This window comes from Devosia oryziradicis, assembly GCF_016698645.1.
GTDB classification, from domain to species: Bacteria; Pseudomonadota; Alphaproteobacteria; order Rhizobiales; family Devosiaceae; genus Devosia; species Devosia oryziradicis.
Map to the genome: position 1 here is coordinate 3,470,025 of NZ_CP068047.1, position 25,396 is coordinate 3,495,420.

27 protein-coding genes, 1 other RNA gene and 1 pseudogene are annotated in these 25,396 nt (G+C 64.4%); 16 read left to right on the forward strand and 13 right to left on the reverse strand.

Annotated features, from left to right (window positions below):
- Positions 1-116 precede the first annotated feature (116 nt).
- The 4 genes from JI749_RS17220 (at position 117) to JI749_RS17235 (ending at position 4,370) form a co-directional block, all read left to right on the forward strand.
- Positions 117-875 (forward strand): IclR family transcriptional regulator, encoded by a 759-nt coding sequence (locus tag JI749_RS17220; protein WP_201656839.1) that lies wholly within the window; start codon positions 117-119, stop codon positions 873-875.
- 3 nt (positions 876-878) lie between these two features.
- Positions 879-1,706 carry an amidohydrolase family protein gene (locus tag JI749_RS17225; protein WP_201656842.1) on the forward strand — a complete coding sequence of 276 codons (828 nt, stop codon included), beginning with the start codon at positions 879-881 and terminating at the stop codon, positions 1,704-1,706.
- Positions 1,707-1,778: 72 nt separating this feature from the next.
- Positions 1,779-2,621: a sugar phosphate isomerase/epimerase family protein gene (locus JI749_RS17230; protein ID WP_201656845.1), complete on the forward strand. Its 843-nt coding sequence runs from the start codon at positions 1,779-1,781 to the stop codon at positions 2,619-2,621.
- Between the two features lie 36 nt (positions 2,622-2,657).
- Positions 2,658-4,370, forward strand: coding sequence for a PAS domain S-box protein (locus JI749_RS17235; RefSeq protein ID WP_201656848.1), 1,713 nt, complete (start codon positions 2,658-2,660; stop codon positions 4,368-4,370).
- A 52-nt stretch (positions 4,371-4,422) separates the two neighbouring features.
- On the opposite strand, the gene JI749_RS17240 is transcribed toward JI749_RS17235, so the two are convergent.
- Positions 4,423-5,802, reverse strand: coding sequence for an FAD-containing oxidoreductase (locus JI749_RS17240; RefSeq protein ID WP_201656851.1), 1,380 nt, complete (start codon positions 5,800-5,802; stop codon positions 4,423-4,425).
- A gap of 107 nt (positions 5,803-5,909) precedes the next feature.
- Positions 5,910-7,355 carry a Si-specific NAD(P)(+) transhydrogenase gene (gene sthA, locus JI749_RS17245; RefSeq protein WP_201656855.1) on the reverse strand — a complete coding sequence of 482 codons (1,446 nt, stop codon included), beginning with the start codon at positions 7,353-7,355 and terminating at the stop codon, positions 5,910-5,912.
- A 477-nt stretch (positions 7,356-7,832) separates the two neighbouring features.
- On the opposite strand from sthA, the gene dapD reads away from it, so the two are divergent.
- From dapD to JI749_RS17275, 6 genes are all read left to right on the forward strand, one after another.
- A complete protein-coding gene (gene dapD / locus JI749_RS17250; RefSeq protein ID WP_201656859.1) occupies positions 7,833-8,675 on the forward strand; it encodes a 2,3,4,5-tetrahydropyridine-2,6-dicarboxylate N-succinyltransferase in 843 nt (280 codons plus the stop codon).
- A 129-nt stretch (positions 8,676-8,804) separates the two neighbouring features.
- Positions 8,805-9,176, forward strand: a complete 372-nt coding sequence (locus JI749_RS17255) for a DUF805 domain-containing protein (RefSeq protein WP_201656862.1) — start codon at positions 8,805-8,807, stop codon at positions 9,174-9,176.
- A gap of 152 nt (positions 9,177-9,328) precedes the next feature.
- On the forward strand, positions 9,329-9,805 hold the full coding sequence (locus tag JI749_RS17260; protein WP_201656865.1) for a DUF805 domain-containing protein: 477 nt from the start codon (positions 9,329-9,331) through the stop codon (positions 9,803-9,805).
- 20 nt (positions 9,806-9,825) lie between these two features.
- Complete coding sequence (gene dapE, locus JI749_RS17265; protein ID WP_201656868.1) at positions 9,826-10,986, forward strand: succinyl-diaminopimelate desuccinylase; 1,161 nt, start codon at positions 9,826-9,828, stop codon at positions 10,984-10,986.
- A complete protein-coding gene (locus tag JI749_RS17270; RefSeq protein ID WP_201656871.1) occupies positions 10,983-11,528 on the forward strand; it encodes a hypothetical protein in 546 nt (181 codons plus the stop codon). Before dapE ends, JI749_RS17270 begins: the two co-directional genes overlap by 4 nt.
- 15 nt (positions 11,529-11,543) lie before the next feature.
- The gene (locus JI749_RS17275) at positions 11,544-12,137 is read left to right on the forward strand and encodes a hypothetical protein (protein ID WP_201656875.1); all 594 of its coding nucleotides are present in this window, start codon (positions 11,544-11,546) and stop codon (positions 12,135-12,137) included.
- Here the strand turns inward: JI749_RS17275 and truA are convergent.
- The 3 genes from truA to def all read right to left on the reverse strand — a co-directional run bounded on the left by truA (position 12,134) and on the right by def (position 14,481).
- On the reverse strand, positions 12,134-12,871 hold the full coding sequence (truA, locus tag JI749_RS17280) for a tRNA pseudouridine(38-40) synthase TruA (protein WP_201656878.1): 738 nt from the start codon (positions 12,869-12,871) through the stop codon (positions 12,134-12,136). The two genes, JI749_RS17275 and truA, sit on opposite strands and share 4 nt — an antisense overlap.
- Positions 12,871-13,791, reverse strand: a complete 921-nt coding sequence (fmt, locus tag JI749_RS17285) for a methionyl-tRNA formyltransferase (protein ID WP_201656880.1) — start codon at positions 13,789-13,791, stop codon at positions 12,871-12,873. Before fmt ends, truA begins: the two co-directional genes overlap by 1 nt.
- Positions 13,792-13,965: 174 nt before the next feature.
- Positions 13,966-14,481, reverse strand: a complete 516-nt coding sequence (gene def, locus JI749_RS17290; RefSeq protein WP_201656883.1) for a peptide deformylase — start codon at positions 14,479-14,481, stop codon at positions 13,966-13,968.
- 122 nt (positions 14,482-14,603) lie between these two features.
- Here def and JI749_RS17295 point away from each other — a divergent pair, with 122 nt between their 5' ends.
- A complete protein-coding gene (locus JI749_RS17295; RefSeq protein WP_201656886.1) occupies positions 14,604-16,019 on the forward strand; it encodes a DNA recombination protein RmuC in 1,416 nt (471 codons plus the stop codon).
- On the opposite strand, the gene JI749_RS17300 is transcribed toward JI749_RS17295, so the two are convergent.
- Entirely contained in the window at positions 16,016-16,228 is a 213-nt protein-coding gene (locus tag JI749_RS17300; protein WP_325166749.1) for a hypervirulence associated TUDOR domain-containing protein, read from the reverse strand. The two genes, JI749_RS17295 and JI749_RS17300, sit on opposite strands and share 4 nt — an antisense overlap.
- A 115-nt stretch (positions 16,229-16,343) precedes the next feature.
- Between JI749_RS17300 and JI749_RS17305 the strand changes: the two genes are divergently transcribed.
- On the forward strand, positions 16,344-16,838 hold the full coding sequence (locus tag JI749_RS17305) for a hypothetical protein (RefSeq protein WP_201656889.1): 495 nt from the start codon (positions 16,344-16,346) through the stop codon (positions 16,836-16,838).
- Here JI749_RS17305 and recR read toward each other — a convergent pair.
- The 4 genes and pseudogenes from recR to ffs all read right to left on the reverse strand — a co-directional run bounded on the left by recR (position 16,835) and on the right by ffs (position 19,753).
- On the reverse strand, positions 16,835-17,431 hold the full coding sequence (recR, locus tag JI749_RS17310; protein ID WP_201656892.1) for a recombination mediator RecR: 597 nt from the start codon (positions 17,429-17,431) through the stop codon (positions 16,835-16,837). The genes JI749_RS17305 and recR overlap by 4 nt on opposite strands.
- A 10-nt stretch (positions 17,432-17,441) precedes the next feature.
- Entirely contained in the window at positions 17,442-17,765 is a 324-nt protein-coding gene (locus JI749_RS17315) for a YbaB/EbfC family nucleoid-associated protein (protein WP_201656896.1), read from the reverse strand.
- Positions 17,762-19,543, reverse strand: a pseudogene (locus tag JI749_RS17320) (DNA polymerase III subunit gamma/tau); the annotation flags it as partial. The pseudogene JI749_RS17320 and the gene JI749_RS17315, both read right to left, overlap by 4 nt.
- A 114-nt stretch (positions 19,544-19,657) precedes the next feature.
- Positions 19,658-19,753: signal recognition particle sRNA small type (ffs, locus tag JI749_RS17325), an RNA gene on the reverse strand.
- A 140-nt stretch (positions 19,754-19,893) separates the two neighbouring features.
- On the opposite strand from ffs, the gene JI749_RS17330 reads away from it, so the two are divergent.
- On the forward strand, positions 19,894-20,526 hold the full coding sequence (locus JI749_RS17330; protein WP_233280807.1) for a MarR family winged helix-turn-helix transcriptional regulator: 633 nt from the start codon (positions 19,894-19,896) through the stop codon (positions 20,524-20,526).
- A gap of 18 nt (positions 20,527-20,544) precedes the next feature.
- On the forward strand, positions 20,545-21,261 hold the full coding sequence (locus tag JI749_RS17335; protein WP_201656907.1) for a hypothetical protein: 717 nt from the start codon (positions 20,545-20,547) through the stop codon (positions 21,259-21,261).
- A 108-nt stretch (positions 21,262-21,369) separates the two neighbouring features.
- Here the strand turns inward: JI749_RS17335 and JI749_RS17340 are convergent, their stop codons facing one another.
- Positions 21,370-22,044: a class I SAM-dependent methyltransferase gene (locus JI749_RS17340; protein ID WP_201656910.1), complete on the reverse strand. Its 675-nt coding sequence runs from the start codon at positions 22,042-22,044 to the stop codon at positions 21,370-21,372.
- A 147-nt stretch (positions 22,045-22,191) separates the two neighbouring features.
- Between JI749_RS17340 and JI749_RS17345 the strand changes: the two genes are divergently transcribed.
- Complete coding sequence (locus tag JI749_RS17345; protein ID WP_201656913.1) at positions 22,192-22,359, forward strand: hypothetical protein; 168 nt, start codon at positions 22,192-22,194, stop codon at positions 22,357-22,359.
- On the opposite strand, the gene JI749_RS17350 is transcribed toward JI749_RS17345, so the two are convergent.
- A complete protein-coding gene (locus JI749_RS17350; protein WP_201656916.1) occupies positions 22,325-23,215 on the reverse strand; it encodes a DUF817 domain-containing protein in 891 nt (296 codons plus the stop codon). The two genes, JI749_RS17345 and JI749_RS17350, sit on opposite strands and share 35 nt — an antisense overlap.
- 143 nt (positions 23,216-23,358) lie before the next feature.
- Between JI749_RS17350 and JI749_RS17355 the strand changes: the two genes are divergently transcribed.
- Positions 23,359-24,219 (forward strand): LOG family protein, encoded by an 861-nt coding sequence (locus JI749_RS17355; RefSeq protein ID WP_201656919.1) that lies wholly within the window; start codon positions 23,359-23,361, stop codon positions 24,217-24,219.
- A 5-nt stretch (positions 24,220-24,224) separates the two neighbouring features.
- Here the strand turns inward: JI749_RS17355 and JI749_RS17360 are convergent, their stop codons facing one another.
- Positions 24,225-25,055 (reverse strand): prephenate dehydratase, encoded by an 831-nt coding sequence (locus tag JI749_RS17360; protein WP_201656922.1) that lies wholly within the window; start codon positions 25,053-25,055, stop codon positions 24,225-24,227.
- Positions 25,056-25,396 lie beyond the last annotated feature (341 nt).

Below are 25,396 nucleotides of genomic sequence, written 5' to 3' on the forward strand. Positions count from 1 at the left end.
TCTATTCATAAATGAACGACTGTGGGAAGGGCTGACAGGTCGGTTGGCCGTTGTGGATCTGCAGCGAACCGTCAGCAGGCCGCCGGCAGTTGACGGCAGTGGGAGACGTTGGCGCGATGGATGAGGGTGACCGCTATCGCGCCCCGGCGCTGGACAAGGGGCTCGACATTCTCGAGCTGCTGGCCCGCACCGATGACGGACTGAGCCAGGCCGAAATCGCCAAGGCGCTCGCGCGCTCGCCCAACGAGATCTACCGCATGCTCGACCGGCTCCTGCGCCGCGACTTTGTCCGCCGCACCCCGGAAGACCGCTACGAAATCACCCTCAAGCTGTTCGAGCTGGCCCACGCCAAGCCACCGCTGCACCGGCTGATCAGCCAGGCCACCCCGGTCTTGCGCCGCTTTTCGGTCCAGGCCGAGCAGGCGGTGCACCTGGTGGTGCAGGACCGCAATACCCTTGTCGTGGCGGCCCAGTTCGACGGGCCCGGCTACTGGAATGTTTCGATCCGCGTCGGCTCGCGCATCCGCCCGGTCACCACCGGTTCGGGCCACGTTTTTCTGGCCTTCGCCACGCCCGAGGAGCGGGCCATGATGCTGGAGGCGCAGGACCCGGGCAATCCGCAGAAAATGCCGCCCGGGCTCGAGACGCGGCTGGCCGGGATCGCCGCGCAAGGCTATGAAAGCATGCCCAGCGCGCAGACGGCCGGCGTGTTCAATCTTTCGGTGCCGATCTTCGGGCCGATGGGGGGCATTCTGGCGGTGGTCACCTGCCCCTATACGCAGCGGCTCGACAGGTCCGACGCGCCTGACATGCAGCAGGCGCTCGACCTGCTGCAGGCCGCCGGCCGGGAGCTGTCGCGGCGGACCAAGGAGTAATTCGTGCGCATCCTCGATACCCACCTGCACCTGATCTATCCCGATCGCTTCAGCTATCCCTGGCTCGCCACCAAGCCCAAGCTCAACCACAAGCCCTGGACGCATGCGGAATACTTCGCCGAGGCCGTGCCGCTGGGCATCGAATCGGTGCTGCACATGGAGGTCGATGTCGCCGAGGCCGACATCATGGGAGAGACCGAATTCGTGCTCGGCCTGCCCCGCATAGCCGGTTGCATCGCCGCCTGCCGGCCCGAGCACATGAACTTCGTCGACCAGATCGAGCGGCTGTCCGAACATGCCCATGTCAAGGGCGTCCGCCGCATCCTGCACGAACTACCCGACGAGCTCAGCCAGACGGACCTGTTCGTCGAAAACCTGCGGCACCTGCCCGACTACGACCTCAGCTTCGACCTCTGCCTGCGCGACGACCAGTTGCATCTGGGCGTCGACCTGGCGCAGAAGGCGCCCGACGTCACCTTCATCCTGGACCATTGCGGCAATCCGCTGCCCAATGGTTCGGGCCTCGATCCCTGGCGTGCCTCGATCACCGAGATCGCCCGCAACCCCAATGTGGTCGGCAAGATTTCGGGCCTGGTCAATCATTGCGACCCCGGCTGGACCGCCGAGACCCTGCGCCCCTATGTCGAGCACATGATCGAGACCTTCGGCTGGGATCGCGTGGTCTGGGGTTCGGACCATCCAGTGGCCACCGTTACCGGCGGTACGCTCACCGATTGGGTCAATGCCACGCGCGAGATCATCAGGGGCGCCAGCCAGGACGAGCAGGCCAAGCTGCTCCATCGCAACGCCGAGCGCATCTACAAGGTCTGATTTCCACCAAGGCGCCACCCTTGCGCGTCATGAGCAGGCGTTGCACAGTCAGCGCAACAAGAGGACTGAGCCATGGCCCGCATTGCCGCCGACCGCATCGCCGTTTCCACCTGGTCGCTGCACCGCCTGCTTGGAACCGTCTATCCGCATGACCTGTCGACTTCGGCCATCGGGCCGGAGACACCGACCTACGGCGAGGGCGACGAATCCCTGCTTGGCCTGCCCTCGGTGCTGGCCAACCATGGCTACCATCGCCTCGAAATCGTCTCGTTCCACCTGCGCAGCCGCGATCCGGTCTATCTGGGCGAATTGCGCGACCAACTCCGCATCGCCAATGTCCGGCTGCAGACGCTGCTGATCGATGCCGGGGACATCAGCCACCCCGAGCATGGCGCGCGCGACACCGCCTGGATCGCCAGCTGGATCGAGGTGGCCAACGAGATGGGCGCGGAAAATGCCCGCATCATCGCCGGCAAGCAGAAGCCCACGCGTGACGCGCTCGACCGCTCCGTCAAGGCGCTCAACACGCTGGCCGACGGCAATGCCGGTTCCCCCGTGCGGCTGGTCACCGAAAACTGGTTCGACCTGCTGAGCGAACCGGCACATGTGCATTACCTGCTCGACAAGCTCGAAGGGCGTATCGGCCTGTTGGGTGATTTCGGCAATTGGGGCGGCGCCACCAAGTATGCGGACCTCAAGTCGATCTTCAGCCGGGCCGAACTCTGCCACGCCAAGGCCAGCTTCATCGATGGCGATCTGGACGAGGCCGACTATGGCGCCTGCGTCAGCCTGGCCGAAGAAGCGGGCTACAAGGGCCCCTATACGCTGATCTTCGACAGCGAAATCCCGGGCGAATGGCATGGCCTTGCTACCGAACGCGACTTCATAACATCGCGAGACGTCCAGGCGGCTTAAGCCAGTTATTAAGGGACTGTCACGCACACTGGGCAAATGCCCGCGCGTACGACCAAACCTGCTGCTCCGGCCCTGCCCCGCTTCGAGCCCCTCGGCTCGGTGCTGGCCAAGGTCGTCGAGAGCGCGGCGGTGGGCATGGTGGTTTCCGACATGGATGGCCGCATGGTCTATGCCAATGCCGCATTCACGGCCCTGCTGGGGCGCGGGGTCGAGGATGGCGGTGGGGACTTTTTCGCGCTCATCCACCCGGACGACAGCGCCGCGGCCCGGCAGCGGCTGACGCTGCTGATGCGTGGCGAAGCCAGCGAATATCGAGGCGAACACCAGTTCCGCCACGCCGACGGCACGCCGCTATGGGTGATGGTCGCCGCCGCGCTGCTGCGCGCCGACAGCGGCGAGCCGCTCTATCTGATCACCCAGCTCACGAGCATCGAGCTTCAGAAAAAGGCCGAGGAGGCGCTGGCGCATTCCGAAAGCCGCTGGAACTTCGCACTCGAAAGTGCCCGCCAGGGCGTTTGGGACCACGATATCCGCACCGACACGATGTTCTATTCGCGCATGTGGCGCATCATGCGCGGCATTCCGCCGGACGAGGAGATCGACGGCGACCAGGCCAAGTGGCTGGCCCGCATTCATCCCGACGACCGGGAGCGGATCATGGCCAATGTCGACCGGCAGGACAAAGGGGAGTCCGATACGCTCGAATATCGCGAGCTCACGCGCGATGGCAGCTACATCTGGATCCTGAGCCGCGGCAAGCCGGTGGAATGGGACGAACACGGCAATCCTACCCGCACGCTGGGCACCGACACCGACATCACGCGGCTCAAGACGGTCGAACAGGAACTGGCGGCCGAGAAGGAACGCCTGCATGTTACCCTCGATGCCATTGCCGACGGCATGATCTCGGCCGACCAGGACGGCCGCGTCGTGATGATGAACCCGGCCGCGGAGCAGCTGACCGGCTACAGCTCGAGCGAAGCCATCGGCAAGGAGGTGCGCTCCATCTTCACCCTGCGCGATGGCGTGACCGGCGAGATACAGGAGTGCCCGGTGGCGATCTGCCTGGCCAGGGACGAACCGGCGCATCTGGACGATGACATGATCCTGGTCAGCCGCAGCGGCGTCAAGCGCGACATCCGCTGCACGGCGGCGCCGGTGCATACCCAGGCCGGCAAGCTGGGCGGGGCCGTCCTGGTGTTCCAGGACGTCTCGCAGAGCCGGGCGATGCAGCGCGAACTGGCCCATTCCGCCACCCATGACGATCTGACGGGCCTGGCCAATCGAGCGGCCTTCGAGCGGGTACTCAACAGCGCGATCGCCTCGGCCCGCGATGGCAGCCGGCGTCACTGCCTGCTCTATATCGACCTCGACCGCTTCAAGCCGGTCAACGACAATGCCGGCCATGCCGCCGGTGACGCCCTGCTCAAGCAGGTGGCGCAGACCATCCGCGGCTCATGCCGCAGCCATGACGTGGCCGCCCGCATCGGCGGCGACGAATTCGCCGTGCTGCTCAATGACTGTCCACCCGAAGTGGGCCAGCGCATCGCCGACAAGATCGTGCGGGCCATCGGCGCCCTGGCCTTCGGCTGGGCAGGCCGCACCTACCATATCGGCGCCAGCATCGGGCTCACCATGGTCACCCACCAGCCCGCCTCCCCGCTCGGCTTCATGGGCGAAGCCGACGCCGCCTGCTACGCCGCCAAGGGCCGCGGCCGCGGCATGGCCGTGGCCTTCGGCGATTTGTGAGTGGTTCGATTTTTAGAGGATACCCAACGGGTAATCGTCTTCGCCGCTTAACTCAAACCAGCGGCTTCAGGTCCGCCAGCAGCGTCGGCAGCAGTTCGGTCACCGTAGGGTGAATGTGCATGGTGTTCATCATGGTGGTGTAGGGCGTACCCGCCGCCATCAGCTGGAGCAGCGACTGCACCACTTCGTCGCCGCCTATGCCCAGGATCGCGGCGCCCAGGATCTGCTTGGTCTTGGCGTCGACCAGCACCTTCATCAGGCCCTGCGTCTCGCCGCGTTCCTTGGCCCGGCCGACGCGGCTCATCGGCATCACGCCCATCAGCGCCTTGCGGCCCGACTTGCGCACCTCGGTCTCGCTCATGCCGATGCGGCCGAGCGGCGGGTCGATGAAGAGGCCATAGACCGGGATCCGGCCGGCAAGCGAGCGCTTGCCGTTGCCCAGCACGTGGTCGGCGACGATTTCAAACTCATTATACGACGTATGGGTGAAGGCGCCCCGGCCGTTGACGTCGCCCATCGCCCATATGCCAGGCACCTTGGTACGCAAGCTGTCGTCGACCGGGATGAAGCCGCGCTCATCCGTCTCGAGCCCAGCCGCAGCCAGGTTCAGCGCGGCGCTATTGGGCTTGCGGCCCAGAGCCACCAGCAGATGGCTGCCTTCGATGGAGGCCAGCCGGCCGCCGCATTCGAGTGACAGCAGGACGCCGTGTCCCGCCTTGGCCACCGCCTGCACTGTCGTTTCGAACATGAAGGTGACGCCCTCGACCTCGAGGATATCCCGGATGGCAGCGGAAATGTCGGCATCCTCGCGCGAGGCGGGGAGCGGGCCGCGCTCGATGACGGTCACCTTGGAGCCGAAGCGGGCATACATCTGGGCAAATTCGAGCCCGATATAGCTGGCGCCGGCGATGATCAGATGGCTGGGCAGCGTGTCCAGGCTCATCATCGAAGTGTTGGTGAGGTGCGGTACGCTCTTGATCCCCGGCCAGTCTGGCACGCTGGCCGTGGCCCCCGTATTGATGAAGATCTGCGGCGCCGTCAGCACGCGCTTGCCCACCTTCACCTCGGTGGGGGAAACGAAGCTGCCTTCGCCCTTGAAATACCGCAGGCTCCGCAAGCCGCCCAGCCAATCGGTCAGGCTGTTGACCGATGCGGCCACGACCTTGTCCTTGCGCGCCTTGACCGCCGCCATGTCGACGGTCACCGGGCCCTTGAGCACGACGCCGAATTCGGCGGCATGCCGCGCATTCCAGGCCGCCCGGGCACTGGCCACCAGCGTCTTGGTGGGCGTACAGCCATCGTTGACGCAGGTGCCGCCCAGATGCTCGCGCTCGACCAGCGCTACCGTGCGGCCGGCTTCGGCAAGCCGCGCCGCCAGAAACGGGCCCGACTGGCCAGCGCCGATAATGATGGCATCGAACTGTTCCGGCATGGCACCCCCAAATCAGCCGCCAGTTTATGGCGGCTGAGGAACGTATGCCAGTGACCTGGCGGGCTGATCCTACCGCAAAACAGCCCCCACGGAGGAGATGGAAAACGCTACTTCGCCGTTTGCGGGCGCGCCATGGCGCCATCGACCTGGGCCATGGGCGTCGTGCGCGGCATGCGGTTCCAAGCGTCGAGCGCTGCGATCTTGTAGGCCTCCGCGAGCGTGGGATAGTTGAAGGCATTCTCGACGAAGTAATCGAGCGTGCCGCCCAGGTTGAGCACGGCCTGCCCGATATGGATAAGCTCGGTGGCGCCCTCGCCCACGATGTGGACGCCCAGCAGTTTGCGTGTTTCGAGCGAGAAGATCATCTTCATCATGCCCGACTGCAGGCCCATGATGTGGCCGCGCGAGGTTTCGCGGAAGCGGGCGATGCCGGCTTCATAGGGAATGCCCTGCTCGCGCACCTGCGCTTCGGTGAGGCCGACCGTCGAGATTTCCGGCACGGCGTAGATGCCATAGGGGAAGAATTCGGGGGCCGGCGGCATGGGGGCGCCGCAGGCATGGAGCGCGGCGATACGGCCCTGTTCCATTGAGGTCGAGGCCAGCGAAGGCCAACCGATGACGTCGCCGGCCGCATAGATGTTGCGCACCGAGGTCTGGAAGGTCACCGGATCGACCTTGAGGCGGCCGCGATCGACCGGCACGATGCCGGTGTTTTCGAGGCCGAGATTGGCGGTGGCGCCGGAACGGCCGGCGGCATAGAGCAGCATGTCACTGCGCAGGCGGCGCCCATCGGTGAGCACGGAAATCGCCCAGCCCTGTTCGTCGAGCTCGACCTTTTCCACCTTGGCACCCAGCCGGATGGTCACGCCCCGATTGCGCAGGTCATGGATGAACTCCTCGATGATCTCGCGATCGATGAAATCGAGGATCGTGTCCTTGGGCTCGACAATGGTCACGGGGACGTCGAGGGCTGAAAAGATGGTGGCATATTCGATGCCGATGACGCCGGCGCCGACCACCGTGAGGCTGCGGGGCACGCGCGGTTCGGAGACCAGACTATCGCTATCGACCACCGAATGGTCGTTGAACGGGATATTGGCGGGGCGGTAGGGCGTGGTGCCCACGGCGATCACGGCATGGTCGAAACTGAATTTCACCTCGTCGCCATCGGGCGGCAGCACCGCGATATGCCCGGTATCGAGGAAGCGGGCCATGCCGCCGAAGGTGCGGACGCCGTTGCGGGCGAACTGGTGCTCGAGCACCTCGATCTCGTGGTTGAGCGTCATGCGCAGGCGGGCGCCCAGGTCCTTGCCCTCGATGTCCTTCTTGACGCGATAGGCCAGGCCATAAAAGCCGCGCTCGCGCCAGCCGGAAAGGTTGAGCACCGTCTCGCGCAGCGTCTTGGAAGGGATGGTGCCGGTATGAACCGATACGCCACCCAGGCGCAGGCGGTTTTCCACCACCAGGACCGACTTGCCCAGCTTGGCAGCCTGAACCGCGGCACGGCGGCCGGCCGGACCGCTGCCGATGACGATGACGTTGAAATGTTCCAAAGACCGGCTCCCGACTCGCTGATGCGAACGCCTACCGGCAGAATGTGACGTCTGGGCAAACGTTGCAATCGGGGGCGGTGAAGGGCTGGGTTGCCGGAGAAGCGAAGGAGGCGGCGTGTTGGTGTGCCCTTGCTTGAGCTTCCAGTCAGCTCCCTCCCCCTTGAGGCGACGGGCTTTGGCGCGGTGGCAGCCAAACTTATCCCCGTTACCAAGGCGCACGCATAATCCCTGGGGGTTTTGCCTCTCCCACAGGTTCGAGCCCGGACGGAAGCGTGTGCGCGACCGGCCCGGTGCTGCTCCAAAAACCGGCACCCAGGGACGGCTTCCGTCTCAATTTGTACTCCTTATGGGGCGAAAGGCATCTCGGGGTTCGCCCGTATTCGAAAACCGCGACCCAGGCGGCGCCTTGGCATGTCGGCCAATTGACAGCGCGGCGCTCGCCGCTATGGTCCGCACCGCTATTCCGGGGAAACCAACATGTCCTATGCCGATCTCGCCAAGACCATCGATGACGCCTTCGAGGCCCGTGCCGAGATCAAGTTCGGCCAGCAGGGGCCGATCCGCGAGGCGGTCGAGGAGGCCCTGCGCCTGCTCGATACCGGTACGCTGCGCGTGGCCCAGAAGGTGGACGGCGCCTGGCAGGTCAACCAGTGGCTGAAGAAGGCCGTGCTGCTGAACTTCCGGCTCAACGACAACAAGCTCGTCGAAGGCGGGCCGGGCGGTTCGCATTATTGGGACAAGGTGCCCACCAAGTTCGAGGGCTGGAGCGAGAACACCTTCCGCGAGGCCGGCTTCCGGGCCGTGCCGGGCGCCGTCGTGCGCAGCCCGGCCTTTATCGGCCGCAACGTCGTCCTGATGCCCAGCTTCGTCAATGTCGGCGCCTATGTCGACGAAGGCACGATGGTGGACACCTGGGTCACGGTCGGCTCCTGCGCGCAGATCGGCAAGAACGTGCACATTTCGGGCGGCGTCGGCATTGGCGGCGTGCTCGAGCCGCTGCAGGCCGGCCCCGTCATCATCGAGGACAACTGCTTTATCGGTGCGCGTTCCGAAGTGGTGGAAGGCGTCGTGGTGGGCGAGGGCTCGGTCATTTCGATGGGCGTGTTCATCGGCGCCTCGACCAAGATCGTCGATCGCAATACCGGGGAAATCCATATCGGCAAGGTGCCGCCCTATTCGGTAGTGGTCTCGGGCTCGCTTCCCGGTAAGCCCCTGCCCAACGGCAATCCGGGTCCCAACCTCTACTGCGCCGTCATCGTCAAGACTGTCGACGCGCAGACCCGCAGCAAGACCGGGATCAACGACCTGCTGCGCGACTGACCTCGACACTTGTCAAATTTGTCAGGCTGCGTTCATCTTCGCGGCGCTAGAGCGGCGTTGCGGGCGCAATCGGCCGCATCAACGAGGCGCCGGGGGTCACTGCCGGCCGGGGACAAGTGGAAACAAGCTATGAATTTCAATCAGGACTGGAACTACCTCTTCACCAGCTTTGAGGGTCGGATCAACCGCGCGCCGTTCTGGGCGGGCGTCATCGTACTGATCGTGGTCAACATCCTCATCAGCATCATCGGCGGCATTCTGGGCGCGATCTTCGGGCCGCTGAGCTACCTGGCGACCCTCGCCTCGCTCGCCATGATCTATCCGGCATCGGCGCTCTACGCCAAGCGCTGGCACGATCGCGGCAAGTCGGGCTGGTGGACGCTGGTCATGCTGATCCCGCTGCTGGGCGTGCTCTATGCCATCTACGAGCTGGGCATCCAGGAAGGCGAGCCGGCTGCCAACCAGTACGGCCCCAATCCGCTCGGCGTTGCCGCTGCCTGAGGACGATATCTGCGGGCATTGTCTTAAAGCGTCCCCCGGCCAAGCCGGGGGACGCTTGCATTCTGCGGCCGGACTGGCGGGAGAGGGGCGATTCACCTAGAATGTGCTGGCCGGATGGGTCCCGGCGTTTCTGATTTCCGAGGGGGAAAATCATGGACTTGCAAGCACTCTATCTCAGCAGTGACGGCCGGATTTCACGCAAGACGTGGTGGATCGGCACGGTCATCCTGATCGTGGCCACCTTGATCCTCTACTTCATTCTGGGCCTGGTGGGCCTGGGCCTGACTTCACGCTGGGGTCCGATCATCGTCTTTCTGATCGTCATCTACCCCACGATCAACCTTGGCGTGAAACGCCGGCACGACCGCGACAATAACGGCAACGACTATCGTATTCTGATGGGCCTTTATGCGGTACTGACCGTGCTGCAAGTGCTGGGCATCGGCTATACTCCCGCCGACCTCGGCAATGGTATGGTTGCCATGGTGCCGGACATGTGGATGTCGATCATCACGCTCGTGGTGAGCGTCTACGCCCTCTACATGCTGATCCAGCTCGGCTTCCTCAAAGGTTCGCCGGGCGCCAACAGCTACGGCGCCGACCCGGTGGGTTACGCCGTCGCAGCCTGAACCAAGGACGGGATCGCCTCGTGACTTCTCTACCTGCGGGCGATCCCGTCCGCCTTCTCAAGGATCTGGTTGCCTGCCCGTCGGTGACGCCCGCGGAGGCGGGCGTGCTCGATGTGCTCGAACGCGCTCTGGGCAGCATCGGCTTTGCCGTGACGCGGCTGCGCTTCGAGGGCGATGGCTCCTATCCGGTTGACAACCTCTTCGCCATCAGGGGCAACGGCGGTCGCCGATTGCTGTTTGCCGGCCATACCGATGTCGTGCCGCCGGGCGAACTGGCCAATTGGACGTCCGATCCATTCACGCCGCGCGAGGCCGATGGCAAGCTCTATGGGCGTGGCGCCGCCGACATGAAATCGGGCATCGCCGCCTTCGTCGCCGCGGCAGCCTCCATCCCCGCGGATGCCGGCACCGTGATGATGGCCATCACCAACGACGAGGAGGCCGACGCCATCAACGGCACCGACAAGCTGATGGCCTGGGCCGAGGCCCAGCAGCACCATTTCGATTTCGCCATCGTTGGCGAGCCGAGCTCGGCTGCCATGTTGGGGGACAGCATCAAGATCGGCCGTCGCGGTTCGCTATCGGGCATCATCACAGTGTCTGGCACGCAGGGACATGTTGCCTATCCCGACAGGGCCAACAACCCGCTGCCGACCCTGGCGCGGATAGTCACCGCGCTCGATACCGATATCGATGGCGGCACGGAGCATTTTCCGGCAAGCAATCTCGAAGTCACTTCGATCGATGTCGGCAATGCTGTTTCCAACGTCATCCCGGCTTCCGGGACGATCCGCTTCAACATCCGCTACAACGATCTGTGGACACCCGAAACGCTGAGCAACTGGGTGCGCGAGCGTATTGCCAGCGTCGACCATGCCGGCGCCAGCGTGACCTTTGCCCTCGCCGGACTACCGTCGCGCTCGTTCCTGTCTCCGCTGAGCGGGGATGTCGATACGCTCGGCGACGCCATTGCCAGCGTGACTGGCCGGCGTCCGGAATTTTCCACCGGCGGCGGCACCTCGGATGCGCGCTTCATCGCTCAATATGGCCCGGTGGTGGAATGCGGGCTGGTCGGCCCCTCCATGCACAAGGCCGACGAGCACATCGCCTTAGCCGACCTGACCGGTTTGACCGAAATCTACCGGGCCTTCTTGGTCCGCTTCTTCGAGGTCCAAGCATGAAAATCTGGGCAGCAATCCGCGATGCGGTGATCGGCTGGATCATGCTGTTGCGCGGGGAGGAGGGCTGGCGCGCCCATTTCCGGCTCACGCCGGCCGGATTTGCCACCGCGCTCATCATCTTCGCTTGCTTGAATTTCCTGGCTGTTGCCATCACGTCCCTGGGCATCGGCCTGCCCAGCCTGATCGGGGTCGTCGCCGCCATGTTCGTGCTGGCGCTGCCGCTCACCGCGACCGTGGTGGTGCTGCTGGGCACGCGGATGGCGCTCAGGAGCGAGAAGCCGGTGCTCGACGTGCTGGTGCCGGCCACCTACGCGATCACCGCTTTCCTGTTCGTGGAGGGCTTCCTGGCCATGCTGGGTGGCCCGGTGGTCATGCTGGCCTGGCTGGGCCTGGCCTATCTGCTCTATCGCCTTGCCCGGGCCGCCATGGGGTGGAATGCGGCATTTTCAGCCGGGTTTGCGGTTTTGACCGTGGTCCTTCTTGTGGCCATGCGGCTGGCACTCTACATGCTGTCCACCACCGCCGCCGGTTCTCCCATCTAGCATCGAGACTGCCCCTTGGCCCAACCGACCACGACTTTCCTCGATGAGCTGATGGACGCTGCGCGTGGCTGCGTGGCGCTGCTGCTCGGCCGGCGCGACGCCTCGGGCTACTTCGATTTCAGCCAACGGGGCCTCGTCGGGTCGTTCATCGCGCTGGTGCTCGGCATCGGTCTCACCGCTCTGGGGCCGCAGCCGCTGAGTGCGCCGGCAGGCACCGTAACCGCTGGGGCCGCCATGGCGGTCGTGATCTTCGAGGGGCTGATCGTCGCCGTGCAGTTTGGCGTGGCGTGGCTGGTGCTACGCCAATTGGGACGTGGCGATGGTCTCGTGCCATTCATGGTCGTGCAGAACTGGGGCATCCTGTTCCAGGCGATCCTGGCCGAATTCATCATCCTAGCATTCGGCCCGCCCATCGCGGTCGAGGGGGATGTCGCGCAATTGACCAATGGCAGCCTCCCGCTGGGGATCCTGGCCATCATGGTGTTCATCATCGCCATCAATGTGGGCCGGTTGATCCTGACGCTGCGACCGCTGCATGTCGCTCTGTTCGTCGGGGCGCAGTTCGGCGCAATGCTGGTGCTCCCGCCACTGCTGGGGGCGTTTCTCTAGTAATCGACCCGGGTCAGGTAGAGCCCCGACGACGGCGCCATCGGGCCGCAGCGGCGTCGGTCGCGTGCATCGAGCGCGGCTCGAAAATCGGCAGGCGACCACTTGCCTTCCCCCACCAGGCGGAGCGATCCCACCATGGACCGCACCTGGTGATGGAGGAAGCTGCGGGCGCTGGCTGAAACGACGATGTGGTCGGGCTCGGCGCGCACCGAAAACTTATCCAACGTGCGCAAGGGCGAGTTAGCCTGGCATTCCGATGATCGGAACGTGGTGAAGTCGTGCAGGCCGAGTATCTGACTGGCGGCGTGATCCATCGCCTCGGCATCGAGTTTTTTGGGGATGTGCCAGACATGGTCGCGCTCGATGACCGGCGGGGCGCGACGGGTGAGGATGCGGTATTCATAGTGCCGCGCCGTAGCCGAGAACCGCGCTTCAAAACCGTCGTCCACGGTCTCGGCATCGATGATGGCCACCGGGGCCGGACGAAGGTGATAGTTCAGCGCCTCGCGGATACGGAACGGATTCCAGTCCCTGCCGAGATCGAAATGCACCACCTGGCCCAGCGCATGCACGCCGGCATCGGTGCGGCCGGCCGCCTGGGTGGTGACCGTTTCGCCCGACATGGCGGCAATCGCCTCCTCCAGCGCCTGTTGCACGCTCGGCCGGTCCGACTGGCGCTGCCAGCCGGAGAACGGGGTTCCGTCATATTCGATGGTGAGCTTATAGCGCGGCATCAGCTGACGGCGTGCGGCAGCGCGCCTGTTCCGCGCAGGAACGTTGCGGCGTCCATGGCACCCTTGCCTTCGCGCTGCACCTGGGTTAGGCGCACCGCGCCCGTGCCGCAGGCGATGGTGAGATTGTCGAGCAGCGTGCCCGGAGCGCCGGTGCCCTCCCCCAGCGTCGAACGCAGGGCCTTGACCCGCACCGGCTTGCCGGAGAGTTCGAGCTCGAACCAGGCGCCGGGAAATGGAGAGAGGCCCCTGATATGGTTGTGAACCTCGGCGGCAGGGCGAGACCAATCGATACGCGCTTCGACCTTCTCGATCTTTTTGGCGTAGACGGCGCCGTCTTCGGGCTGCGGTGTGAAGTCGAGGCTGCCGCGTTCGAGCGCCGCCAGCGCCCGACCCATCAGATCCGCGCCCACGCGCATCATCTGGTCGTGCAATTCGCCCGCCGTCATGTCAGGGCCGATCGGGATCATGTCGGCCAGGGCGACCGGACCGGTATCCAGACCCTCGTCCATCTGCATCACCATGACGCCGGTTTCCGTATCACCCGCCATCACGGCACGCTGGATCGGGGCGGCCCCGCGCCAGCGCGGCAGCAGCGAGCCGTGGAGGTTGAGGCAGCCCAATTCGGGCGCTTCAAGGATCGCCTTGGGCAGCAGCAGGCCATAGGCAACGACGATGCCGATCTCGGCGCCATGGCTGGCAAAGACGATCTGCTCGGCCTCGCCCTTGAGCGATTTGGGGGTAAAGACGGGAATGCCGAAGCCTTCCGCCGCCAGATGCACGGGCGACTTGCGCTCCTCCTGGCCGCGACCGGCCGGCTTTGGCGCGCGGGTATAGACGGCGACCACCTCATGCCCGGCGGAGACGATCTCGGTCAGCGTGGGAACGGAAAAATCGGGCGTGCCCATGAAGACGACGCGCATTGCACTCTCTTTCTTCCTTCTCCCCTTGAGGGAGAAGGTGGCGCGCAGCGCCGGATGAGGGGTGCTGCGCTATCAAAACGCCTCAAGCATGGGAGAGCGCAGCACCCCTCACCCTGCTTTTCGTCTGAACGACGAAAAGCTGCCCTCTGCCTCAAGGGGAGAGGGGAAGAAAGTCTACCGCGCCGCCAGCTTGGCCTGCTTGTCGAACTTCTTGATGACGCGGTCGCGCTTGAGGCGGCTCAGATAGTCGATATAGAGCACGCCATCGAGGTGATCGAGCTCGTGCTGGATGCAGACGGCAAGCTTGCCCTCGGCCTCGCGCACCACTTCCTTGCCATCGAGATCGGTGTATTTCACCGTCACTTCATTGGGGCGCTCGACCTCGTAATAGAGCTCGGGGATGGAAAGGCACCCCTCCTCGGTGACCTGCATCTGCTCGCCGAAATGGGTGATTTCAGGGTTGATGAGCACCATTGGATCGGGCTTCTCGCCTTCAGGGGCCAGGTCCATCACGACGATCCGCTTCATCACGCCGATCTGCGGTGCGGCCAGGCCAATGCCGGGCGCGTCATACATGGTGTCCAGCATGTCCTTAGCCAGCGTCTTGATCTCGTCGTCGACCTCGATGATGGGGTCGGCAACGGCGCGCAGGCGCGCATCGGGAATGACGAGAATGGGGCGAACAGCCATGGCGAGGGTCCGGCAGAAAGGGATTTGCCTCTCGATATGGTATTTGACGCGCCGCGGTCAACTCTTGTGGGCGGCCCGACGAGAACATTATGCGAACGCACGAATCGCGGTAAGATGCGCGGATGGATGATGTGCTGTTCATGATGGGTGGATTGCCGGTGACCGTTGCGCAGGCGACCATTGCCGGCGTGGCTTTGGCCGGTTTGCTGCTGGTGGCCATGACCATTGCGGTGATGCGGGCGGGGGCGCGCCGGACGGCCCAGGCCAGTGCGGAACTCGCCGAACAGATGCGAGCAGGGCTCGCGACGCAGTTGGGCGAGCGCGACCGGCGCATCGCCGAGCTCGACCATCAGGTCCGGGTGGAGCGCGAACGCGGCAGCGAGCAGGTCGAGCGGCTGCAGGAGCGGAATTCGGAACTGGTGGCGGAGGTGGCCAGCCTGCGGGCGAGGATGGCCGAGCAGGCCGCGCAGGCGGAGGCCAGCGAGGCGCGGTTCATGGCCGCCCGGCAGCAGATGACCGACGAATTCAAGGCCATTGCCGGCGACGTGCTCAAAAGCCAGAGCGAGACGTTTACCCGGCAGAACCGCGAGCAGGTCGATGTTCTGCTCAAGCCGCTCAACGAGAAGATCGTCGAGTTCCAGACCAACATGATCAAGGATCGCTCAGCCATGGGCGAGCAGATCCGTGCGCTCTATGAGAGCAATATCCAGATCACCACCGAGGCCCAGAACCTGACGCGCGCGCTCAAGGGCAATTCGCAGACGCAGGGCGCCTGGGGCGAGATGATCCTCTCCACCATCCTCGAGCGGTCCGGTTTGCGCGAGGGCGAGCAGTTCATCACCCAGCAGAGCCATACCGGCGAGGACGGCTCGCGGGTGCGCACCGATGTCGAAGTGCTGATGCCCAACAATGACCGGCTGGTCATCGACTCCAAGGTGTCGCTCAATGCCTTCGAGGCCTATACCAGCAGCGACGAGGAGGATCGCGCCTTGCACCTCCAGGCGCATATCACCTCGATCCGCACTCATATCCGCACGCTGAGCGACAAGGCGTATCACCGCCATGCCGGCAGCAAGATGGACTATGTGATGATGTTCGTGCCCATCGAGTCGGCGCTGGCCACCGCCATCCAGGCCGACCCCAAGCTGGTCGAGGATGGCATGGCGCGCGGTGTCATGCTGACGACGCCGACCACGCTGATGACCGTGCTGCGCACGGTGCGCAATGTGTGGGATATCGAGAAGCGCCACCAGAATGCCGAGCAGATCGCCGAGCGGGCCGGTGCGCTCTACGAAAAGGTGATCGGCTTCCTGGGCACGATGGACAAGATCGGCGCCAATCTCGATCGCGCCCAGCTGAGCTTTGCCGATGCGCGGGCACAGTTGTCGACGGGCAAGGGCAATGTGGTCCGGCAGGTCGAAATGCTGCGCGAACTGGGCGCCAAGTCCGGCAAGCCGCTGCCGTCGGGCTGGTCGGACGGCAGTGATGAGGTGCCGCTACTGCGCGTCGTCGGGGACGAGCCGGGCGACCTGCGCTAGCCCGCGCTGAGCTCGCTGCGGCTCTTGAGCACTTTATCCCCGTCATCCTGTTCTATGAGATAAGCAGGTTCTTTGCGGCTCGCCTCGCGGGTTACCGTCGTGCCCTTGATGGTGCGCGTGACCTTGCTGGTGAAGCGTTCGACGATCTTGCCATGGGCGGTATTGGCGCCCCAGCTCCAGCTGACTTTGGATCCCTTGCGCATGGCCATGTGGCTTTCTCCCGTGTCGGGTTAGCAATTCGGATCGATCACATCCGTTCCCCGGAGAGAACCGGTTTGGTTTTCGGACGTTGTTCGGTCGCGTGATCAGCCAAGGGAGACCGACATGGCTCAACATCAGGACCATCACGGCGCCGTCGTGCCGCAGGACACCAATTTCGACAATGCCGACCAGCCCGGCATTGCCCAGCCCTATACGCAAAGCGAAGTCGAGGAGCTGCTCTATGGCGACGACCGCCCGGCGAGCGAGCGGCTGGCCCAGTTGCGGGCCCTGCGCGACGAAAGCGCTATCCGTGAAAGCGGCGACTGGGGCGATCAGGACCCGGCAGCGATGCTGGACGAGATCGACCGCGCCATCGACGAATTGAGCGCCACCATCGCCAATTCCGAGGACAGTGACGATTTCGCCGGCCTCGCCACGACGTTCGACAACGATCCGAACGATCGGCTCGATGCGCTGTCACCCGATGATGACGAGGCCCGCCAGGCCATCGAAGGCGACGAGGATGAGTTCTTCGACGACGACGATGACGACAACAGCCTCGAAGAGGAAGCCTGGGACGGCGGCGAGGAATTCAGGACCGAACGGGACCTGCACTAGATTTCGGTACGGGCGCGCAAGGCCTGGCTGAGCGTGCCCTCGTCGAGATAATCGAGCTCGCCCCCGACGGGAACGCCGTGGGCGAGCCGCATTACCTTCGTACCGGAACCGGCCAGACGGTCGGTGATGTAGTGGGCGGTCGTCTGGCCCTCGACCGTGGCGTTCACCGCCAGCACGACTTCCTTGAAGGTCGGGGCCCTTCGCAGCAGATCCTCGATGCTGATATCGTCCGGGCCAACGCCATCAAGCGGGGACAATACGCCCCCCAGCACGTGATACTTGACCTGGCCGACGCCGGCGCGCTCGAGCGCCCAGAGATCGGCGACGTCCTCCACCACGATCAGCAGGCCGCTTTCGCTGCGGCGGGGATCGGCGCAAATCGAGCACGGACTCATCGTATCGACATTGCCGCAGACTTCGCAGGTGCGGACGGCGGCAACCGCCCGATCCAGGGCAGCCGAGAGCGGGACCATCAGCTGGTCCTTCTTCTTGATCAGCTGCAGCACGGCGCGGCGGGCAGAGCGTGGCCCAAGCCCCGGCAGGCGCGCCAGCAGCTGGATCAACTGTTCAATCTCGGGTCCGCCATTGGCCACGGTAAAACGCCTAGAACGGGAACTTCATACCCGGTGGGATGGGCAGGCCAGCGGTGACTTCGGACATGCGCCGCTGCATTTCAGCCTCGGACTTGGCCTTGGCATCGGCATGGGCGGCCACGATCAGGTCCTCGAGCACTTCGACATCGTCCTCCTTGAACAGGGACGGATCGATTTTGAGACCCTTGAGGTCGCCCTTCCCCGTCAGTGACACGGTGACCATGCCGCCGCCGGAGCGGCCTTCCACGACGAGATTGGCAAGCTCGGCCTGCATGGCCTCCATCTTGCCCTTCATCTCGCTGGCGGCCTTCATCATTCCCATGATGTCTTTCATTCGTCGTCCTCTTCAGGTGGCGGGGGCGGCAGATCGGGGGGCGTTGCGTCAAGCTCGTCCTTGACCTTGACGTTAACGACCCTGGCGCCGGGAAAGGTGTTGAGAATAGCCTGCACCAGAGGATCGTCATGCGCCTGCGCGCGCTGCAGCGCAGCACGTTCTTCCTTCTCCTGGCGGAGGGTGGGACCATCGATCGGCTTGGTCGACACGGTGACCAGCCAGCGCTGGCCGGTCCATTCCTGCAGGCGTGCCGACAGCGTATTGACGCTGGCCGGGTTGGCGCCCTCGACGAGGGCTATCTCGATCTTGCCCTGCTCGAAGGAAACCGGTCGCATCTGGCCTTCGAGGGCCAGCTTGAGCAGCATATCGCGCTTGGCGCCGGCAAGGGCAATCAGCTCCTTGTACGAGCCGACGGTGGCCATGGCGGGTTGAACGACCGGGGCCTCGGCGGGCCGCGCGGCCTGCAACGTGGTGGGCTGCGCGGCCACGGCTTCGGTCATCACGGGCCGCGGGGACTCGACCCGCATGGCAGACGCCCCGCCGCCTCCATTGGACGGACCGCGCCCGATCGGCGCCATGGGCGGCAGGCTCGGCGCGGGCGCTGGCTGGTTGGCCAGGCGTGCGATGAGATCGTCGGGGCTGGGCAGGTCCGCGGCATAGGCCAGCCGGATAAGGGCCATTTCGGCCGCCTGCAGGCCATTGCTGGCGCGGGCCACCTCGTCATAGCCCTTGAACAGGATCTGCCAGGCGCGGGTCAGCGCCCGCATCGGCAGCTTGCCCGCCAGTTCGGCGCCCCGGCGACGCTCGTCGGGCGTCAGCGAGACATCGTCGGCCGCTGATGGAACGACCTTGATGCGCGTCACCAGATGGGTGAAGTCGGCCAGGTCAGCCACCAGCGTTTGCGGATCGGCGCCCATGTCGTAGAGGGCGCGCATGGTCTCGATGGCCTGGCCGATCTGGCCGCCCATCAGCTCCTCGAAGAGATCGATGATGCGGGCACGGTCGCCAAGCCCCAGCATGGCCTTGACGGTGGTTGCGGTCACCGTGCCATTGCCATGGGCGATGGCCTGATCGAGCAGGCTGAGATTGTCGCGGGCCGAGCCCTCGCCGGCGCGGACGATCATGGCCAGCGCCTCGGGCTCGAAGCTGATGCCTTCCTGCCCCAGGATCGACTCGAGATAGGCCGTCATGATCTCGGGCGTGATGCGGCGCAGGTCGAAGCGCATGCAGCGGCTGAGGATCGTCACCGGCACCTTGCGGATTTCGGTGGTGGCGAAGATGAACTTCACATAGGGCGGCGGCTCTTCGAGCGTCTTGAGCAGACCATTGAAGGCCGCGGTCGAGAGCATGTGGACTTCGTCGATGACGTAGACTTTATAGGGCGCCGAACTCGGCGCGTATTTCACCGAGTCGATGATCTCGCGGATGTCGTTGATGCCGGTATTGCTGGCGGCGTCCATCTCGATGACGTCGACATGGCGCCCCTCGATGATGGCGCGGCAATGTTCGCCCTCGACACTCAGATCGAGCGTCGGGTGGGGGCCGGACTTATCCTCGTAGTTGAAGGCCCGGGCTAGGATGCGGGCGGTCGTGGTTTTGCCCACGCCGCGCACACCGGTGAGGATGAAGGCATGATGGATGCGGTTCTGCGCGAAGGCATTGCCCAGCGTCTGCACCATCGCGTCCTGGCCGACCAGCGTGGTGAAATCGCGCGGCCGGTATTTGCGGGCGAGCACGAGATAGGGCGAGGTCGGTGCGTCAGCCATCGAGCCCTTCTGTCGCTTGCATTGGGAATCTGCCTGAGATCATGCTCCGACCATAGGCAATGGTGCCCGTCCGCAAAAGCCTCAAGCCGGTTTGCGGAGTGTCAAACACCATCTGTGAACAGATTAAGTAGGAGGCTGGCAACGACCCGTGAAGGTCTCGTTGGGGCTGCTTCCTTCCGGACCTGACCCGGTTGGCGAGGAACACGTCCGCGCCAACCTCCCGCTCGCTATATGCGAACAAAACGTGGCTTTGGCAAGGCCATGATGCGCCGTTTGCAACATCCACACCGTCCATTGACATTACATAGGAATCCTATGTAATTGGAGCCATGGAATCACCCCGCACAGCGCCCCCGCTTCCCATGCGTGTCCTTGAAGGCCTCGAACGCATCGCGACAGCCATACGTGCCGATGATTGGAACCGGGCCCGAGCGGCCGGGGTCAACCCAACGCAACTGGCGATCCTGGATGTGCTGGAAGGCCGCCCGGCCGGGCTGGCCGTGCGAGACCTGGCAAGCCAACTCGGTGTGTCGCAGCCGACGGCCACGGATTCCATTCTCGCGCTCGAACGCAAGGGCATGGTCGAGAAGCGCCCCGAACCGGGCGATGGCCGTTCACAGCGCGTGCAGATTACGCCGGCCGGACGCGATGCTCACGCTGCCCGCGCCGCTGCGCCAGGCGCCGTCGCCCAAGCCGCCTCGGCTTTGCCTGACGACCAGCAGGAATACCTGCTGCTGCTGGTGGTCTCGGTGATCCGCCAGTTGCAGGAAAGCCAAGCCATACCCATCCAGCGCATGTGCGTCAGCTGCCGGTATTTCCGGCCATACGCCCATGCCGATGCGGCCAAGCCGCATCACTGCAATTTCGTGGACGCCGCCTTCGGCCAGCAGGATCTGCGGATCGATTGCCGTGAACACGAAACCGCCGATCCTTCGGTCCGGGCTGCCACCTGGACCGCATTTGAAGGATCACAACCTCCACCACCCTCCAGGTAACCGACAAGGAAAACAACCATGTTCCGCCCACTGATCGCGGCAGCAGCGCTGCTCGCCACCCTTCCGGCCGTGTCCAGCCAAGCGCACGACGCCGGCATTCATGCCGAGCCCAGCGAAGTCGTGATGGCGTCGTTCGATATCGTCGAAACCACGGTCGCCATCGAGGGCGACGTGGCTCATTTCACCACGCGGGTGCGGGGCGAGGCCGGTGTCGACAAGCCCGATGCCACCGGGGCCTTCGCGGGTTCCAGCGTCTACGCCTATGTCTGGCCCACATCACTCAACAGCGGCGATATCGGGTTCGAGCAGGACCAGGGCATCGTGGCCCTGGCCGTCACCTTCCATCCCGATTTCGACGACGCAGCCTATGGCGGCACCAACCGTCACGTGTGGCATCCGCACTGGGTCGTGCTGGGCGAGGATGCTGCTTGTCCCGGCGGGCTCAAGGTGAACGACATTCCCGATGGTGCGACGCCCAAGGTGCCGCCGACCTGGCCCAATGTGCCGCTGCTGATCGACAGCCCCGACTACCCGACGACATTTACCGGTGACACGGTGGACGTGGCGATCCCGCTGGCGCTGATCGGTGCCGTGGATGGGGCATCCTTCGACGGGGTGACGGCGGGCCTAAAGGTCAATGCCGACCTGCACGCGCCGCTGCTCTGCGTGGACAATGTGTTCAAGGTGGCCTCGGGCGACCTCAGCCTGCCCGGCAAGGTGACCGGCGCAGACTAGCCAAGGCGCCGGTTCGCCGACTGCCATCGGCGAACCGGCAGTCTCCACCCTCCAGGCATGAAGAGGGAAACGAACGACAAATACCCCTTTCGCTGCAGGGGGCGCAACTTATCCCGCATAGGCCACCCAGCCACGGAAGCTGAAGGCGGCATAGAACTGGGTGACGTCGACGAAGCCGGCCTCGCGCATCAGGTCTTGTTCTTCCTCCGGGTCGAGAATGGTCAGCCGCGAGCCGATGGCCTGCCGGGCGCTTGCCGCCTGCTCATGCGTCAAGCCGGCCGCGGCGCCGAAGGCAACGTGCCGGGCGATCCAGGCGGAACGCTCGGGCTCAGCCTGCGGGAAGCTGATATGGGCAAGCACCAGAGGCGCGCCGGGCCTGAGGCGGCGCCGCAGCTGGTGCAAGGCATCGAGGCGCTGCTCGCGCGACATGAAGTGGAAAACCAGGATTGAGGTGGCGGCATCGAAGGGGCCGGCCGGAGCGGTGTCGGCATAGCCCTGGTGGAGCCGGATCCGCGCCGCATGCCCGGCTGCAGTCTCGGCGGCCAGTTGAAGCATCGGAACCGACGGGTCGACGCCGTCGAATGACCAGCCAGGTTGACCGTCGGCAAAGGCCTTGAGCTCGAGCCCGCCACCGGCCCCGAGGACCAGCACGCGCCCATCGGCAGGAGCACGTTCAGCGACAAGCAGCATCGCCATGCGGAGCAGGCCCGCATAGCCCGGAACCTGCCGCGGCGGGCCATCGAGATAGGACGCGGCAGCGTGCTCGTTGAAGAAGGACGACATCGGCAGTACTCCATGGCATCATGTAACTTCTATTGTTACATGATGGACAAGCCGTCAACCCTGGCCCGTAAACCATGATCGAAGGTGATCCCGGACAAGCACACGGCAGCGCGTTAAGGTTTCGTCAACCATAAGCGGGAGCCTGTCATGCGTGTTCCATCGGTCGGCCTGACCCGCGACGAGCGGCGGATCGTCGAAGAAGGCTATCGGATCGCCGAATACATGCTGCGCAACTACCAGGATCCACCCAGCCTGGCGGTCACGCTTCGCCGGTGGTTCGCTAGTCTGCGCGCGAGTGTCCTCGCCCGGGATTAGTTTCCGCGTCGGCCCGATAGGCCTTGGGCGGATGCACCAGCGTCACCAGCACGACCGAAATCAGCATCAGCAGGTACCATGAGCCCAGCTTGCTCCAGCTGACCAGCGACCAGCCGTCGAGTTGATCGGGATAGATCCAGGCCCGCGACCAGGTGCCGATGTTTTCCGCAATCCAGATGAATAGCGCCACCAGCAGGAAGGCCAGCAGCATCGGCATGCGGTGGCGGAAGCGGAACACCCGGTAATGCATGCTGCTGCGCGCGTAGAGGATAATTACGACCGCGAACAGCACCCAACGGAAGTCGAAAATATAGTGGTGACTGAAGAAGTTGACGTAGATCGCCACGGCCAGCAGCACCGTCATCCACACCGGCGGATAGCGGGTGAAGGTGATGTCAAAAATGCGCAGGATACGCGCCATGTAGGAGCCAACACAGGCATACATGAAGCCGGAAAACAGTGGCACGCCGCCCAGCCGGAAGAAGGCATCCTCGGGATAGATCCATGAGCCGGCCGCGGTCTTGAACAGCTCCATGCCGGTGCCGACAATGTGGAAGATGAGAATGACCTTGGCTTCGCTCGGGGTTTCGAGCCGGAAGACCAGCATGCCGAGTTGGATCAAGACGGCGGCCACGAAGAACACGTCATAGCGATCGATGCCGTTGTCGGGCCACCAGAAGGTGGTGAGCAGAATCATGGCCAGCATGAGCCCGCCGAACAGGCACGCCCAGGCCTGCTTGAGACCGAAGACCAGGAACTCGATGAGACCGTCGGCCAGCCGGCCACGCGGCAGGCGCGCCAGGACGCCATGCGCGGCTGCGTCGATCCGCGCTTCCAAACTCGTGAATTGGATCAAGCCCCGTGCCCTTGCTCACATCGCCCGGGCTGGATATGCCCTGTGCAAGCGTTCGGAATTATGGCGAAGCCCGCCGATCTGATACCACGAGAGATGTCGCGCTGCCCGACCGCGTTCCGGCGGCGACCAATGGAGAAGCCGGAATGGCCAGACGCCGCCCTACCCCGTTGCGCACTTCCGTCCAGGACGTTGCCGCATCCAAGCGCGCGCCATCGACGCCGCAGACGCAATCGGCCGCATTCCGGCTGGCCTTTGCCGACGACGAGTTCATGACCTCGGAAGATACGCGCGGCGTCCGCTTCCAGCTCGAATATCTCAAGCCGGAATTCCGGCTGCGCGAGCGGGGCATCAATTCGACCGTCGTGCTGTTCGGCGGCGCGCGCATTCCGGCGCCGGGCATGCCGGCCTGGGCCGCCAAGAACGAAATGCAGAAGCGCAATCTGGAGGCGGCCTCACGCTACTACGACGAAGCACGGCGCTTTGCGCAGCTGGCTTCGTTCACCTCCAAGGCGCTCGATTTCAAGGACTACGTTGTGGTGACCGGTGGTGGCCCGGGCGTGATGGAGGCGGGCAACCGCGGCGCTGCCGATGTGGGCGCGCCCTCGATCGGGCTCAATATCGTGCTGCCGCACGAGCAGGCGCCAAACCTCTATGTGACGCCCGATCTCAGCTTCAACTTCCACTATTTCGCGACGCGCAAGATCCACTTCCTGATGCGGGCCAAGGCCGTCGCGGTATTCCCCGGCGGCTTCGGCACGCTGGACGAGTTCTTCGAGACGCTGACGCTGATCCAGACCGGCCGGATGGACAAGATCCCGCTGCTGCTGTTCGGCGCCGAATTCTGGAGCAAGGTCATCAACTTCGAGGCACTCGCGGAAGCCGGTACGATCGCACCCGATGATCCCAAGCTCTTCAGCATCGTCGACACGGCCGAAGAGGGCTGGGACATCATCCGCCAGTTCTACAACCTGCCGGAGATCGATGAGGTATTGCGGGGCGATTGAGGGCCCTACTTGCTCTCGTTGGCGGGATAGACGCCGAGCACCTTGAAATAGTCGGTGAAGAACTTAAGCTCGTCGAAGGCGTGCTGCACGCCGATGTCGGAGGGGTGGCCCTCGATATCGGCGTAGAACTGGGTGGCAGTGAAGGCGCCGCCCACCATGTAGCTCTCGAGCTTGGTCATGTTGACGCCATTGGTGGCAAAGCCGCCCATGGCCTTGTAGAGCGCCGCCGGCACGTTTCGGACGCGGAAGACGAAGGTGGTTTTGACCTTGGCATGGCCGGCCGGAGCCTCCTTGGGCGTCGGCGACAGCACGAGAAAGCGCGTGGTGTTGTGGTCGGCATCCTCGATATTGGAGGCCAGGACGTCCAGGCCGTAGATTTCCCCGGCAAAGCGGGAGGCAATGGCCGCAACCGACTTGTCGGCCTTCTGTGCCACTTCGCGAGCGGAGCCGGCGGTGTCGACGGCGTTGATGGTGCGGAAGCCGTTCTCGGAAATGAACTTGCGGCACTGGCCTAGGGCGACCGACAGCGACTGGACGGCCTTGATGTCGCCGAGCGTGGCGCCGGGCACGCCAAGCAGGTTCATCTCGACCCGCAGATAGGTCTCGCCGATGATGTAGAGGCCGCTTTCGGGCAGCAGGTGGTGAATGTCGGTAATGCGGCCGTAGAGTGAATTCTCGACGGGCACCACGGCAAAATCAGCCCGACCGGACTGCACGGCGGCGATAGTCTCCTCGAAGGTGACGCAGCCGATCGCTTCTTCGCTGGGGAAGACATTGTTGGCGGCAGCATGGCTGAAGGCGCCCGGCTCGCCCTGGAAAGCGATCTTCTTGGTCATCGATGAGGTCCGTTTCTGGTAGGCGAGAGGCTTTTCGCGCGCAGGCGGGTGCAAGTCAATCTGAGCATGAGCGCTGCGCCATTCGGGCATAGCCCTCATGGCCTTCTCGCCTAAAATCGCTCCACCGGAGCGATTTTGTCTGCGGCTCGGCTTCGTGCCATTCGGGCATAGCCCTTATGGCCTTCTCGCCTAAAATCGCTCCACTGGAGCGATTTTGCCTGCGGCTCGGCTTCGTGCCATTCGGGCATAGCCCTTATGGCCTTCTCGCCTAAAATCGCTCCACTGGAGCGATTTTGCCTGCGGCTCGGCTTCGTGCCATTCGGGCATAGCCCTTATGGCCT